This window comes from Pseudomonas sp. GLN_2 (assembly GCF_043106005.1).
GTDB lineage: Bacteria > Pseudomonadota > Gammaproteobacteria > Pseudomonadales > Pseudomonadaceae > Aquipseudomonas > Aquipseudomonas alloputida.
Genome location: NZ_JBICMC010000022.1, coordinates 32,525 through 46,996, shown reverse-complemented (window position 1 = coordinate 46,996; position 14,472 = coordinate 32,525). Strand labels below are relative to the sequence as shown.

Here is a 14,472-nt window from a genome sequence, read left to right as displayed (position 1 = left end):
CTGCCGCCGCTTACGGCTTTGCGCCATACCAGCGCGGGGTATAGACCCAAACCCCACCCGCTGCGCGGTCGAACGTGCAGGTAGTGGACGATCCCACCAGCACCATGGTGCGCATGTCGACCATTTCTGGCAGCAGTTCGGCCAAGGTGACTACCTTCAGTGTCTGCCCCGGCCTACCGATGTCACGGCCAAGGACTACAGGCGTGTTCCCGTCACGGTGTCGGCGCACAACCTCCAGGGCCACACCGAGCTGGTGCGGCCTGGCCTTGGAGATCGGGTTGTAGAAGGCCAGCACCAGGTCGGCCTGGGCAGCCAGGTCCAGGCGCTTTTCAATGATCGACCAGGGCTTGAGGTTGTCCGACAGCGACATCACGCAGAAGTCATGCCCCAGCGGTGCACCTGCCTGGGCGGCGGTTGCCAGCGAGGCTGAAACCCCCGGCAAGATCTGCAGGTCGACGCGATGCCAGGCAGGGTCACTGGATTCGTGCAATGCTTCGAGCACCGCAGCGGCCATGGCGAAAACGCCCGGGTCGCCTGACGACACCACCACCACCGAACGGCCTTGGGCCGCCAGTTCGAAGGCATGTCGGGCGCGCTGCATCTCTTCGCGGTTGTCGGTGCAGTGCAGCACCTGGTCGCCGCGGAACGGGCCAGCCATGCGCACGTAGGTTTCGTAACCGAGCACATCTTCGGCCTGCGCAAGTTCGGCCTTGACCGCGGGCACCATCAGTTCCGCCGCACCTGGGCCAAGGCCGATGACCGCCAGGCGACCGCGACGGCGGCCGACCTGCGCCACGTCGACCGGGGCAGGCGCCACCGCGACCACGACTTCTTCAAGCGCTATCAACTCAGCATCGGGCATCGCCGCAGCGACCATGCTGGCCACATCGCCAGGGCCGGTGGCGAAGCGCAGGGGGACACCCAGGGCCTGCGCAGCTTCGTGCAGGGCGCTGTCGGCCATGGTTGCCTCGTCGGCCAGCACGCAGGCAACCGAGGGCTCGGCGATGCCGGCCTGCTGCAGTGCTGCGCGAATACTGTGCAGATTGCCACCTGCAACGCCTACGACCACCAGGCGCGGGTGGATCAGCAGCTCGTCGCGGTTGGCCGGGCGCGCCTGATGCCCCACATGGATGGTGCGCTGCGCCGCTTCGCTGGCGGGCAACTGCGCCAGCTGCAGCCACGGTGCGTTACCTTCGATACGCACGGACTCACCTGCCAGCAGGTCGGATACAAAGCGCTTGCCTTGCTCGATGTCCGCCAATGCATAGCCCTGCGGCGGGTTCAGCAGGCAAGTCCCGAAGCGCAACTCGCCACTGGTGGTGATGGCGGCGGAAACGCCCAGCGCGTCAGCGATTTCCCGCGCCATCACGTTCACCCCGCCGAGGCCTCCGAGCAACGGCACTACCGCACTACCATCCTCGGCCACGGCCAGTACCGGCGGCTCGCTGCCCTTCTCGCTGAGCAGGCTGGCCAGGCTGCGGATAACGATACCCGCGGCGCACAACGCAATGATCGGCGTGTCTTGCTGGTACAACCCGCGCAGGGTATCGCCGAACGACACGTACGACTGGTCCGCACCCTCGACACGCCCCTCGAGGCCATGGATCGTGGCCTGCGGATAACAGGCCTGGATACGCTGCGCCGTCGTCAGGCTGCCCGGGCCGAGAATGACGATGGCCGGGGCCCTGTGCATGTTCAGCCCTGCCATTTTTCCCCCGGCACGATGATCAGCGAGAAGTACGGCGACGACTGCGGGTCGACCTGGTCCAGCGGCACGATCTTCTGGTTGGCCATGGTTGCCCGCTCCACATACAGCGCACGCCCATCCAGGCCCAGGTCGGCCAGCACTTCGCGCACCTTGGGGAAGTTGCGCCCAAGTTTCATGATCACCGCTGCATCGGCATCGGCCAAACGGCGCTTGAGCTCTTCAGCGGGCAACACGCCAGACAACACCGACAGGCTCTGGTTGCGGTACACCAGCGGCGCCCCCAGCACCGAAGCGCCACCGAGCATGGAGCAGACACCGGGAATCACTTCTGCCTCGTAGCGCTGCGCCAGGCGGTCATGCAAGTACATGTAGGAGCCATAGAAGAACGGGTCGCCTTCGCAAATCACCGCCACATCGCGGCCGGCATCCAGGTGCTCGGCCACCTGTACGCTGGCTTCGTCGTAGAAGTCGCTGATTACTTGCTCATAGGACAGCGGCGCCGGCAGCACTTCGGTGGTGACCGGGTAGACCAGCGGCAGCAGGGTCTGCTCGGGCTGCAGGTGCGCCTCGATAATGCCGAAGGCATTGCCACGCTTGCCCTTGGCCACGAAGTAGCCGACCACCGGTGCCTCACGCAACAGGCGCAGGGCCTTGAGGGTAATCAGTTCAGGATCGCCAGGGCCCACGCCCAGGCCAAGCAGTCGTCCGCGCGGGGCCATCATTCCACCTCCGTGGCCAGGGCGTTGACCGCCGCGGCGGCCATCGCGCTGCCGCCCAGGCGGCCTTGCATGATCACGAACGGCACGCCACGGCTGTCGGCGGCGAGCATGGCCTTTGACTCGGCAGCGCCGACGAAACCGACCGGGAACCCGAGGATCAGCGCCGGCTTGGGCGCACCGGCGTCGAGCATCTCCAACAGGTAGAACAGCGCAGTCGGGGCATTGCCGATGACCACCACGCTGCCCTCCAGGTAAGGGCGCCACAGCTCCAGGGCTACGGCGGAGCGTGTGTTGCCGGCGTCTTTGGCCAGGCCCGGCACGCTGGGGTCACGCAGGGTGCAGATGACTTTGTTGTCAGCTGGCAAGCGGGCCCGGGTGATCCCTTCGGCCACCATGTGCGCATCGCAGAGGATCGGCGCGCCGTTGAGCAGCGCCTCACGCCCGGCCCGGCCGGCACCGTCTGAGAACTGCAGGCCATCGATGGCGTCGACCATGCCACAGGCGTGGATCACGCGCACGGCGAGCTTTTCAAGGTCTGCGGGGATCCGCTCGAGTCGGGCTTCCTCACGGATGATCCGGAAGGAGTTGCGATAGATCTCCTGACCATCGCGGATGTAGTCAATCATCAAGGTGCTCCGTCGGCAGGTCGAGCATGGCGCCTGCTTCATTCAAGGTAAGGTCGGTGGCGCGCAGGGCACCGAAACCCGGCTGGCGCGCATCACGCAGATACAAGTCGTAACGGCCCGGCGAACGGGCCAGCAAGGTGGCCGGGGCAACATGGGCCACAGCACAGGAACGGGGGCAGCCGGACAGGTGCACGCTGGCCGGCACGCCAGGGCCCAGCAGCGCGGCCAGGACCACGGCGTCAGCCTTGGTCTCGGCAAGGGCCTTGGCGCAGCCGCTGGCACCGGTGCAGGCGCTGATACGCGCCAGGGGTTCACGGTCGTGGCACAGCAACCCCAGCGCAGACAGTTCGGCCAGGGCCTGATCGATGTGCTGCGCTTGCAGGTTGGTCAGCACCAGGCTTTGCCAGGGGCTAAGGCGCATGCTGGCATCGCCCAGTTCACGGGCAATACGTGCGGCGCCACGCAGCATCGCGGGGGTCAGGCGGCCTTGCGGCGGGGCAACGCCAAGGGCAACACCCTGCGCCTGGGGCAACCTGCCCAACCACGAGGCGCGGTGCTGTTCACGCCGCCACGTGAGCACGGCGGCATCGCGGCGGATGTCCAGGCCGAGCCCAGCGACAAAATCAGCTGGCGGGTACACCTCAAGCAGCTGGCGCATGCGCGTCTGCGTCGGGGATGCCAGATCGAGGAAGCGCTCCAGCACGGCGCGCACCAGCATCAGGCCCTGCGCCAGCGGCACCGCACCGAGCGCCTGGCCCTCTGCCGGGCAACCTGCCAGGCCAAACGCCAGCCAGGTCTGCTGATCCAGGTGCAGGGGCGACAGCCACAGGTCATGGGGGTGTTCGAGCATCGCCAGGCGCTCGCCGGCATCCAGCTGCACAGCGAACTTGGCCGACAGCTGGTGAAAGCGCGGGGTGCCTTCCAACAGGTCGAGGATCTGCCCGGCCAGCGGCCGGGCGTCCAGCAGCATGAGCGGGTCATGCCCGGCCAGCGGGCTGAGCATCACGTTGCGCACATCGTCACCCGCGGCATCGCGTGGTCCCAGGCCGGCTGCGAGCAGTGCCTCGACCAAAGCGCGATGCTCGCTGCCAATGCCGCGAATCTGCAGGTTGCCACGGTTGGTGGCCTCGATCACGCCGCCAGCAAAACGCTCCGCCGCCGCCGCCACGGCTTCAGCCTGCTCGGCCAGCAGCAGGCCACCCGGCAGCTTGATGCGGCAGATACCGCCATCACGGGCACTGACAATGCGCCACAACCCCGGGCAGGCCGAGGGGCGGGGCGATACGTGGGGGGCATGGGCCTGCGTCAAAGGGGCATCCGGCAGTCTGTGAAAATGCGCTTGAGTGTAGAAGGCGCGGTATTATGCCTGCTTTGTCCGGCGGCATGAAAAGCCGGTGGTCGAGCATCCTCGGCGATTAAGTAGAATTTCAGGACCGCGTCGCCTTCTTCGCGGGCTCGCCCGCTTCCACAGGATCACTGCAGGCTGCACAGGCTGCCCTGTATCTGTAGGAGCGGGCTTGCCCGCGAAGGGGCGCGAAGCGGCCCCAAAAATGGCGGATCGAAATACATGACACCCTGGCTGACAGTAGTAGGCATCGGCGAAGACGGCTTCAGCGGCCTGGGCAAACAGGCCCGGCGCGCCCTGCTGGGCGCTGGGCGGGTCTTCGGCAGCCCACGCCAGCTGGCCTTGCTGCCACGTTGCGTGACCGCGGAACAGCTGGCCTGGCCCAGCCCGTTCTCGTTGGCTCCGGTGTTGAACCTGCGCGGCGAGCCGGTGTGCGTGCTGGCCAGCGGTGACCCTATGTTCTACGGCGTCGGTGCCAGCCTGGCGCGCCAGGTGCCTGCTGCAGAAATGCGCGTGCTGTCGATGCCCTCTTCCTGCGCCCTGGCCGCTGCCCGCCTGGGCTGGCCGCTGCAGGACCTGCAGGTGGTGTCGGTGGTGGCCCGCCCCCTGGCAGCGCTCAATGCCCACTTGCACAGCGGCATGCGCCTGCTGGTGCTGAGCAACGATGGCGACAGCCCGGCGGCAATTGCGGCGCAGCTGCGCGGGAAAGGTTTCGGTCCAAGCCGCCTGCAGGTGTTCGAGCACTTGGGGGGCGTGGACGAACGCGCACTGGCCGGCACCGCCCAGGACTGGCCGCACACCGGTATCGCGGCGCTCAACCTGGTCGCCATCGAATGCCTGGCTACGCCCGATGCGCCCCGCCTGCACCGGCTGGCCGGGCTGCCAGACGCCGCATACCGGCACGATGGCCAGTTGACCAAGCGCGATGTCCGCGCCGTCACCCTGGCGCGCCTGGCACCGCAACCCGGCGAACTTTTGTGGGATGTCGGTGCGGGCTGCGGCTCGATCGGCATCGAATGGATGCGTGCCCACCCGGCATGCCGCGCCCTGGCCATCGAGGCCGACGAAGGCCGCCAGGGTTTGATCGAGCATAACCGCGATGCATTGGGTGTACCCGGCCTGCAACTGGTTCGCGGCAAGGCGCCAGCGGCGCTGCAAGGCCTGGAACAACCGGATGCAATTTTCATCGGAGGCGGCGTTACCCGCGCAGGTGTACTGGACCTGTGCTGGGCAAGCCTGCGCCCCGGCGGTCGCCTGGTGGCCAACGCCGTCACCCTGCAAAGCGAACTGACCCTGGCGCACTTTCGCGAACAGCACGGTGGTGAGTTGACCCGTATCCATGTCGCTCATGCCCAGCCCTTGGGTGCGTTCGACACCTGGCGCCAGGCGCTGCCGATCACCCTTCTGGAAGTGCTGAAACCCGCCGATGCGTGAAGAAACCCGCGAACAGCCCGCGCCTCTGCGCAGCGGCCTTACCACCGGCAGCTGCGCCACCGCCACCAGCCTGGCAGCGGCCAAGCTGCTGCTCACCGGGCAGCGTGATGATGCGGTGGACATCACCCTGCCCAAAGGCAAGGTCGTGCAGATGCGCCTGGAATTCTGCCGCCTGATCGGCGAGTGCGCCGAAGCCGGCACCCTCAAGGATGCGGGTGACGACCCGGACGTGACCCACGGTGCCCTGCTCTATAGCCAGGTGCGCCTGCTGGCGGAACCTGGCATTGGTTTTGTCGCTGGCAGCGGCGTGGGCACGGTGACACGCCCGGGGCTGGTGCTGGCGGTGGGTGAGCCAGCCATCAACCCGGTGCCTCGGCGCATGATCAGTGAGCACCTGCAACGCCTGGCTGACGCGTGCGGCTACCTTGGCGGCTTCGAGGTCACGGTCAATGTGCAAAATGGTGAGCAACTGGCCCTGAAAACCATGAACCCGCGCCTGGGCATCCTCGGCGGGCTGTCGATCCTCGGCACCAGCGGCATCGTCCGGCCGTTCTCTTGCGCGGCCTACATTGCCTCGATCCACCAAGGCATCGACGTGGCCCACACCAACGGCTACACGCACATAGCCGCGTGCACCGGCAATGCCAGCGAAGACACCATGCGCCGCGTCTACGGCCTGCCGGAAATCGCCCTGATCGAAATGGGCGATTTCGTCGGCGCGGTGCTCAAGCACCTGCGCAAGGTACCGGTGCCGCGCCTGACCCTGTGCGGCGGCTTCGGCAAGATCAGCAAACTGGCCGCCGGGCACATGGACCTGCACAGTCGTCACTCCAGCATCGACTTGCCGCAACTGGCAGGTTGGGCCGCAGACATTGGCGCTGACGAGGCGTTGCAGGCTGCCATCAGCGGCGCCAACACCAGCCAGCAAGCGCTCGCCCTGGCTCATGCGGCCGGCATTGCCCTGGGTGACGCGGTGTGTGCCCACGCCCTGGCCTTCGCCCGTAGCGTCGTGCCGGCGCAGGTGCACGTGGAGGTGTTCGCCATCGACCGCCAAGGCGGCATCGTCGGCCAGGCGGGTGTGCAATGACTGCGCGCATCCTGTTGCTGGGGGGGGTCACTGAAGCCCTGGCGATGGCCCGCCAACTCGGGCCTCGACATGTCTACAGCCTGGCCGGTATCGGCCGCGTGCCGCAGGGCTTGCAATGCCAGGTGCGGGTCGGGGGCTATGGCGGTGTCGAGGGCCTGACCCGCTACCTGCGCGAGGCGGGTATCACCCTGCTGATCGACGCCACCCATCCCTATGCCGCGCAAATCAGCCGCAATGCCGCCAGCGCCGCACGCAACGTCGGCATCCCGTGCTGGGCCTTGCGTCGTCCCGCCTGGCAGGCGCAAGCAGGGGACGACTGGCGAGAAGTCGAGGATTGGGCAGGGTTGATCGAAGCACTGAAGCCGTTCCGCAGGCCACTGTTCACGCTAGGACGCGAGCCGCTGCAGCACCTGGACGAGATTCCGCCAGAGCAGTTCTGGACCTTGCGTGCGCTGGAGGCGTGCCCTGGCAACGAGCGCTGTGAAGTGATTGGCGCACGTGGGCCGTTCCATATCGAAGATGAGCGGGCGTTGTTCCAGCGCCGCCACATCGATGTGCTGATCAGCAAGAACAGCGGCAGTGTGGCGACCGAGCCGAAGCTGGAGGTAGCACGGGAGCTTGGCGTGCCGGTGCTTGTCCTGAAACGTCCGGCACTGCCGGAGGTGGACCGAACATTCGACTCACTGGCGGACCTGGCAACAGCGCTCGCCCTCTAGGCGCTGCCCTTTCGCGACACACAGGCACTCCTACAAAGATTTCAGACTTTTCTTCCAACTAACCCAGTGGCCCGTTGCCGCTCTGCTGCCTTAAACTCGACGCCCCTCCCCCGGAAGGTTTCACCCATATGGAAATGCAATGGTGGATCTGGCTGGTCTTCGGCATCGCGCTGATCCTGCTTGAACTGGTCCTCCCAACGTTCTTCATACTCTGGTTCGGCATCGGCGCCGTGCTGGTCTCGCTTATCTCGCTCGCCGCACCCAGCCTGCAACTGGACATGCAGGTCCTGCTGTGGGTACTGCTGTCGTCGGCCACCACTGTGCTGTGGTTCAAAGTGTTTCGGCGCAAGCAGCCGGATGTGCGCTGGACCGCCGACAGCGTGATCGGCGAAGTGGGCCTGCTGACCGCTCCCGTGTCGGAGTTCCAGAAAGGCCGCGTACGCTTCCAGAAGCCGATCCTCGGCAACGAAGAATGGACCTGCATCGCCGATGGCCAGATCGCTGCCGGCGAGCGGGTACGCCTGACCGCCATCGAGGGGAACACCGCCCGCGTTATCCGGGCCTGAATCCGCATTAAAAGGAATTTTGCAGCATGACCAGCCTCATCGTCGTCGGCGCCATTGCCCTGTTCGTCCTGATCACCGTGTTCAAGGGGGTACGCATCGTGCCCCAGGGCGAGGAGTGGATCGTCGAGCGCCTGGGCCGCTACCACAGCACCCTCAAGCCGGGCCTGAACATTGTCATCCCCTACATGGACGTGGTCGCCTACCGCCTGCCGACCAAGGACATCATCCTCGATGTGCAGCAGCAGGAAATCATCACCAAGGACAACGCGGTAATCGTCGCCAACGCCCTGTGTTTCGCCAAGGTAGTCGACCCGCAGAAAGCCTCGTATGGCGTGCAGGACTTCTCGTTCGCCGTCACCAGCCTGACCATGACCTCGCTGCGCGCCATCGTCGGTGCAATGGACCTCGACGAGGCGCTGTCCAGCCGCGAGCAGATCAAGGCCCGTCTGCGCGATGCAATGTCCGAGCAGACCGAAGACTGGGGCGTGACCGTGCGCTCGGTGGAAATTCAAGACATCAAACCTTCAGAAAACATGCAGTTGGCCATGGAACGCCAGGCCGCAGCCGAGCGTGAGCGCAAGGCCGACGTCACCCGCGCCGAAGGGGCCAAACAGGCGGCGATCCTCGAAGCAGAGGCGCGCCTGCAGGCGGCCAGGCTGGATGCCGAGGCGCAGATCAGCCTGGCCGAGGCCTCGGCGCGCTCGATTTCGCTGGTGAAGGAAGCGGTGGGCAACGAGACCGTACCGGCGATGTACCTATTGGGCGAACGCTATGTGGGCGCGATGGAGAACCTGGCGGGGAGCAGCAATGCCAAAGTGGTGGTGTTGCCGGCTGACCTGCAAGAGACCGTGCGCGGGTTGATGGGCCGCAACAAGGTTTGAGAGTGTCGGGGGCGCTTTGCGCCCCTATCGCGACACAAGGCCGCTCCCACAGGGATCTGAGCTGCGCGCCAGCTTTTAGAAATTGAGCAAGACAGTTGCTCCCACAGGACAGCGCAGTATTCGAGGCTGACGCAATTCTGTGGGAGCGGCCTTGTGTCGCGATGGGCTGCACAGCAGCCCCCATTACCAGGCCACCTGCGTCACTTCACCGCACCCTGCCATTTTTACCTATACTCCGCCTTACAATAGCCACCACGATTCCTGACCGGATCTCTCCATGCCCCCACGTCGGCACATTGCCTGGATAGCCTGCCTTGCAGTGCTATTCAACTTGCTGGCCATGCCGCTGTCTTCTGCTGCGCCCAAGGGCCCGGCCGAGCAGCTGCTGTGGGGGGCTTTCTGTTCCAGCATGGCCAACAAGGCCAACGTCGACGTTCAGGCCCTGGCCAAGATCGACCTCGGCCCGCAAAGTGACGACAGCGCCGGCATGATGAACTGCTGGTGCTGCTCTGGTGCCGTGCCGTTGCTGGCCCTGCCCGGCTACCCGCCACAGTTGCACAACCCGCCGACACTGCTCAGCGGGCTGCTGCCGCCACCTGCCAAGTACACACCCACGCCCCGCCAGCTCTGGCCTGGGCTGAATCCTCGTGCCTCTCCGCTAGCCTGAGTTCATCACGCTGTCTGCCTGAACCAGAACGGAAACGGAGATTCACCATGCTCAAGCACGCCCTCGTCATGGCCGCCCTGCTGCTGCCTGGCGCCTTTGCCAATGCCCACGAATACAGCGTGGGTGACCTGCACATTGCTCACCCGTGGTCGCTGCAGTTGCCACCCAACGCGCCTAACGTCGCCGCGTATTTCGTGGTGCACAACAAAGGCCAGGCCGATGACCGCCTGCTCAGTGTCGACAGCCCCATCAGCGATGACGCGCAACTGCACGAGCATGCCATGAGCGCCACTGGCGCCATGAAGATGCAACAGGTGCCCAGCGTGGTAGTGCCTGCCGGCAAGGACCTGACCTTTGCCCCTGGCGCCTACCACGTGATGCTGATGCAGCCCAAGGACCGTAGCCTGCTCAGCGACGGCAAACGCTTCCCGTTGACCCTGCACTTCGAAAAGGCCGGCGACATCACCGTCGAAGTGGCCGTGCAGAAGCAGGCGCCTGCGGACCAGCCGCAAGCCCACGAACACGCGCACTGATACCTGCTGACAGGCACACGCCATGAGCCTGCCGCGCCACAGCATCGGCCGTACCACCCGCCCTGACCTCAGGCGCGCCGGTGGCGGATGGCTGAGCCTGTTCGCCATGTGGATGATCTTCATCGGCCCGCTGATTTCCCAGTCGATGCCGATGGACCACCACGCGGGCATGAACATGCCGATGGACATGCCGATGGCGGCTGCCCATCAGCACGGCGGCGACGCCCACCACGGCCACGGCGGCGATGGCCAGCTGCATGTGATGTGGGAAAAGTGCGGTTACTGCAGCCTGTTGTTCAACTGCCCGGCCCTGCCCCAGGCCCTTAGCCCGCTCAGCGCCGGCAGCATCGTCCCCACCAGCCACCTGCTTGCGCCAACGCACCAGGGCCATGCCCGGCAGGCTGTATTCCCTGGTGCGCGCAGCCGCGCCCCGCCTTCTTCGATCAACGTCTGAAACCACATTTTGCGCACGAAGCCAGGAGGCTTCGCGCTAACTCATGACTGATCGACTGGAATCATTATGTCCGGCTGCACCCCTGTTTTTGCCTTGTCCCTGCGTGGGACCATCGCCGCCCTGTGCGGTTCGCTGCTCGCACCCATGGCCCTGGCCGCCGACCCTGGCCATGAAGGCCATATGCACGACGCACCCGAGCTGAGCCCGACGGTGATCACCGCCGTGGCACCGAGTTCACCGCTGACCGTGGTCACCAACCCGAAAGACCCGCGCCAGCCAGTGCCGGCCAGCGACGGCGCCGACTACCTGAAGACCATCCCCGGCTTCTCGGCGATCCGTGCCGGCGGTACCAACGGCGATCCGGTACTGCGCGGCATGTTCGGCTCGCGCCTGAACATCCTCACCAACGGTGGCTTGATGCTTGGCGCCTGCCCCAATCGCATGGACGCGCCCACGTCCTATATTTCGCCAGAAACCTACGACCGCCTGACCGTGATCAAAGGCCCGCAGAGCGTCATCTGGGGGCCCGGCGGCTCGGCAGGCACCATCCTCTTCGAACGCGAACCGGAGAAATTCGGCACCCTCGGCAGCCGCGTCAACGCAAGCCTGCTGGCCGGCTCCAACGGCCGCTTCGACAAGGTGCTGGATGCCGCGGCTGGCAACAGTCAGGCCTATGCCCGCTTCGTCGGCAACCAATCACGTTCGGACGACTACCACGACGGCAACAACAACACCGTGCCGTCGCGCTGGGACAAGTGGAACGGCGATGTCGCCCTCGGCTGGACACCCGACCAGGACACCTTGCTGGAACTGACGGCCGGCAAGGGTGATGGCGAAGCCCGCTACGCCGGGCGCGGCATGGACGGCTCGCAGTTCAAGCGCGAAAGCCTGGGCCTGCGCTTTGAAAAATCCAACCTCGGCGAGGTGCTCGACAAAGTCGAGGCGCAGGTCTACTACAACTACGCCGACCATGTGATGGACAACTACAGCCTGCGCACGCCGTCGGGTAGCGGCATGATGGGCATGCCGATGGTCAGCAACGTCGACCGCCGCACCATGGGTGCACGCATCAAGGCCACCTGGCGCTGGGCCGACGTGCAGCTGATCAGCGGCATCGACGCGCAAACCAACGAACATCGCCAGCGTGGCGGTATGGGTGTGGACGCACACAAGGGCCAGGCCTGGACCAAGGACGCCGACTTCCACAACTACGGCGCCTTCAGCGAACTGACCTGGTACGTCAGCGGCGAGGACCGCTTGATTACCGGCGCCCGTCTGGACCGCGCCTCGGCGCGTGACTTCCGCAAAACCAGCGCCACCGAAGGCGACACCCGTGCCGACACCTTGCCGAGCGGTTTCATCCGCTACGAGCACGACCTTGCAGCCATTCCAGCCACCACCTACATCGGCCTCGGCCACGCCCAGCGCTTCCCCGACTACTGGGAGCTGTTCTCACCCAAGCTGGCACCCGCCGGGGCAGCCAACGCCTTCGATGGCATCAAGCCAGAGAAAACCACCCAGCTCGACTTCGGCATCCAGTACCGCACCGAGCGCCTGGAGGCCTGGGCTTCGGGCTATGTCGGGCAGATTCGCGACTACATCCTGTTCGACTACCGCACCGGCATGATGGGCATGAGCACCTCGCAGGCGCAGAACATCGACGCCCGCATCATGGGTGGCGAACTGGGCGCCGCCTACCAGCTGACTGACAACTGGAAGGCCGACGCCACGCTTGCCTACGCTTGGGGCAAGAACAGCAGTGACGGCAAGGCGCTACCTCAAATGCCTCCCCTGGAAAGCCGCCTGGGCCTGACCTACAGCCGCGATGTGTGGAGCGTCGGCGCACTGTGGCGGCTGGTGGCGGCGCAAAACCGCATTGCCGAAAACCAAGGGAACGTCGTTGGCAAGGACTACGACAAGAGCGCCGGCTTCGGCGTGTTCTCCCTGAACGGCGCCTACAAGGTGAACAACAACCTCAAGCTCAGCGCAGGGGTCGACAACCTGTTCGACAAAACCTACGCCGAGCACTTGAACCTGGCCGGGAACGCCGGGTTCGGCTACCCGGCTACAGATCCACAGCCGGTCAACGAGCCAGGCAGGACCTTCTGGACCAAGGTCGATTTCAGCTTCTGACAACAACGGGCGCAGCTTCGGTTGCGCCTTTCAGCTGGTCAAAAAAGGAGGTTCCCATGAGAGGAACACGCGTCTCTTTCTATAACCTGGCCTGGCGTTGGCATTTTTATGCGGGGCTGTTCGTGGCCCCGTTCATGATCCTGTTGGCAATCACCGGGATCATCTACTTGTTCAAGCCCCAGCTCGACCCGCTGCTGTACCGCGACCTGATGGTGGTCGAGGCCGGCCAGCACCGGCAGGGCGCAGACACGATGCTGGCTGAAGTGCGCCAAGCCTACCCAAAGGGCCACATCGCCCAGTACTTGCCGCCACTGAACGCCGAGCGCAGTGCACAGTTCGTGGTGCATGACGGCGGGCGCGAACTGAACGTGTTCGTCGACCCATACAGCGGCAAGGTCCTCGGCGAACAGGACGGCAAGCAGAACCTGCAAGCCATCGCCCGCGCCCTGCATGGCGAGCTGATGGTCGGCACGGTCGGTGACCGGCTGGTGGAACTGGCGGCGGGCTGGGGCATCGTGCTGGTGGTATCGGGCCTGTACCTGTGGTGGCCGCGCGGGCGCAGTGGCGCTGGCGTGCTTTGGCCGCGGCTGGCGGCACGCGGCCGGCTGCTCTGGCGTGACCTGCACGCGGTAATCGGTTTCTGGGGTTCAGCCTTGCTGTTGTTGATGCTGATCAGCGGCATGACCTGGACCGGCTTGTGGGGCAAGCAGTACGCTGATTTGTGGAACCGCTTCCCGGCAGCCATGTGGAACGACGTGCCCAAGTCGGACCAGCAGGCGCGTGAGCTGAACAGCGCACACCGCCAGACCGTACCCTGGGCCATGGAAAACACGCCGATGCCACAGTCCGGTGCACACGCCGAGCACGGCGGGCACCACATGATGTCGGACCTGCCCGCAGCGCCCCAGGTGAGCGTGCAGCAAGTCGAAGACATTGCCACTTCGCGTCAGGTCGAGCCGGGCTACAGCATTACCCTGCCCACCACTGCCGACGGGGTGTTCACCATTGCCGTGTTCGCCGACGACCCGCGCAACGACGCCACCCTGCATGTCGACCAATACACCGGCAAGGTTCTGGCCGATGTGCGCTGGCAGGACTACAGCCCGGTTGCCCGCGCCACCGAGCTGGGCGTGATGCTGCACGAAGGCAAGATGTTCGGGGCGCTGAACCAGATCATCATCCTGCTGGTGTGCCTGATGATCCTGCTGGGTTCGGTGAGCGGGCTGGTGATGTGGTGGAAGCGCCGGCCCGACGGCGGCCTGGGCGTACCGCCTTTGCGTCATGACCTGCCACGCTGGAAGGCGGCGGTGGCAGTGATGCTGGTGCTGGGGGTGATGTTCCCGCTGGTAGGGGTGTCGATGGTGGTGATGTGGGGGGTGGATAGTTTGGTGGTGAGGCGCCGCAGGGTCGTGGCCAGCGCTTGAGCCTTGTGTTGCCTGTGCTGGCCTCTTCGCGGGTAAACCCGCTCCTACAGGGGACCGCGTTGCCTTTGTAGGGGCGGTTTACCCGCGAAGAGGCCGATACAGGCGAAATGCTGAGCCGCAATGGAGAGTCGATCTGTCGCGCCCCGAACTGGAACGCGCGTGTTAGCCTAGCCGGCTAC

General features: G+C 65.5%; 14 protein-coding genes. 10 read left to right on the top strand and 4 right to left on the bottom strand.

The window, feature by feature from the left end; all coding sequences use genetic code 11:
- Positions 1-10 precede the first annotated feature (10 nt).
- The 4 genes from cobJ to cobG are packed head-to-tail and all read right to left on the bottom strand — an operon-like array spanning position 11 to position 4,377.
- Positions 11-1,708 (bottom strand): precorrin-3B C(17)-methyltransferase, encoded by a 1,698-nt coding sequence (cobJ, locus tag ACF8Q6_RS06235; RefSeq protein WP_392492520.1) that lies wholly within the window; start codon positions 1,706-1,708, stop codon positions 11-13.
- Positions 1,696-2,427, bottom strand: a complete 732-nt coding sequence (locus tag ACF8Q6_RS06230; protein ID WP_026031823.1) for a precorrin-2 C(20)-methyltransferase — start codon at positions 2,425-2,427, stop codon at positions 1,696-1,698. The genes cobJ and ACF8Q6_RS06230 overlap by 13 nt, the downstream gene beginning before the upstream one ends.
- Positions 2,427-3,053 carry a precorrin-8X methylmutase gene (locus ACF8Q6_RS06225; protein WP_003249670.1) on the bottom strand — a complete coding sequence of 209 codons (627 nt, stop codon included), beginning with the start codon at positions 3,051-3,053 and terminating at the stop codon, positions 2,427-2,429. The genes ACF8Q6_RS06230 and ACF8Q6_RS06225 overlap by 1 nt, the downstream gene beginning before the upstream one ends.
- On the bottom strand, positions 3,046-4,377 hold the full coding sequence (gene cobG, locus ACF8Q6_RS06220; RefSeq protein WP_047604679.1) for a precorrin-3B synthase: 1,332 nt from the start codon (positions 4,375-4,377) through the stop codon (positions 3,046-3,048). The genes ACF8Q6_RS06225 and cobG overlap by 8 nt, the downstream gene beginning before the upstream one ends.
- Positions 4,378-4,620: 243 nt before the next feature.
- Between cobG and cbiE the strand changes: the two genes are divergently transcribed.
- From cbiE to ACF8Q6_RS06170, 10 genes are all read left to right on the top strand, one after another.
- A complete protein-coding gene (cbiE, locus tag ACF8Q6_RS06215; protein WP_392492522.1) occupies positions 4,621-5,832 on the top strand; it encodes a precorrin-6y C5,15-methyltransferase (decarboxylating) subunit CbiE in 1,212 nt (403 codons plus the stop codon).
- Positions 5,825-6,919 carry a cobalt-precorrin-5B (C(1))-methyltransferase gene (locus tag ACF8Q6_RS06210; protein ID WP_392492524.1) on the top strand — a complete coding sequence of 365 codons (1,095 nt, stop codon included), beginning with the start codon at positions 5,825-5,827 and terminating at the stop codon, positions 6,917-6,919. The genes cbiE and ACF8Q6_RS06210 overlap by 8 nt, the downstream gene beginning before the upstream one ends.
- Positions 6,916-7,635 carry a cobalt-precorrin-6A reductase gene (locus ACF8Q6_RS06205; protein ID WP_392492526.1) on the top strand — a complete coding sequence of 240 codons (720 nt, stop codon included), beginning with the start codon at positions 6,916-6,918 and terminating at the stop codon, positions 7,633-7,635. The genes ACF8Q6_RS06210 and ACF8Q6_RS06205 overlap by 4 nt, the downstream gene beginning before the upstream one ends.
- Positions 7,636-7,763: 128 nt before the next feature.
- Positions 7,764-8,201 (top strand): NfeD family protein, encoded by a 438-nt coding sequence (locus tag ACF8Q6_RS06200; protein ID WP_012053829.1) that lies wholly within the window; start codon positions 7,764-7,766, stop codon positions 8,199-8,201.
- Between the two features lie 26 nt (positions 8,202-8,227).
- Entirely contained in the window at positions 8,228-9,082 is an 855-nt protein-coding gene (locus tag ACF8Q6_RS06195) for an SPFH domain-containing protein (protein ID WP_012053830.1), read from the top strand.
- Between the two features lie 277 nt (positions 9,083-9,359).
- Positions 9,360-9,749 carry a DUF2946 domain-containing protein gene (locus ACF8Q6_RS06190; RefSeq protein ID WP_017147985.1) on the top strand — a complete coding sequence of 130 codons (390 nt, stop codon included), beginning with the start codon at positions 9,360-9,362 and terminating at the stop codon, positions 9,747-9,749.
- Positions 9,750-9,796: 47 nt separating this feature from the next.
- On the top strand, positions 9,797-10,282 hold the full coding sequence (locus ACF8Q6_RS06185) for a copper chaperone PCu(A)C (protein ID WP_004577044.1): 486 nt from the start codon (positions 9,797-9,799) through the stop codon (positions 10,280-10,282).
- A gap of 22 nt (positions 10,283-10,304) precedes the next feature.
- Positions 10,305-10,736 carry a DUF2946 domain-containing protein gene (locus ACF8Q6_RS06180; protein WP_003249651.1) on the top strand — a complete coding sequence of 144 codons (432 nt, stop codon included), beginning with the start codon at positions 10,305-10,307 and terminating at the stop codon, positions 10,734-10,736.
- Between the two features lie 66 nt (positions 10,737-10,802).
- Positions 10,803-12,869, top strand: coding sequence for a TonB-dependent copper receptor (locus ACF8Q6_RS06175; protein WP_392490468.1), 2,067 nt, complete (start codon positions 10,803-10,805; stop codon positions 12,867-12,869).
- Positions 12,870-12,925: 56 nt separating this feature from the next.
- Positions 12,926-14,293: a PepSY-associated TM helix domain-containing protein gene (locus ACF8Q6_RS06170; RefSeq protein WP_392490469.1), complete on the top strand. Its 1,368-nt coding sequence runs from the start codon at positions 12,926-12,928 to the stop codon at positions 14,291-14,293.
- Positions 14,294-14,472 lie beyond the last annotated feature (179 nt).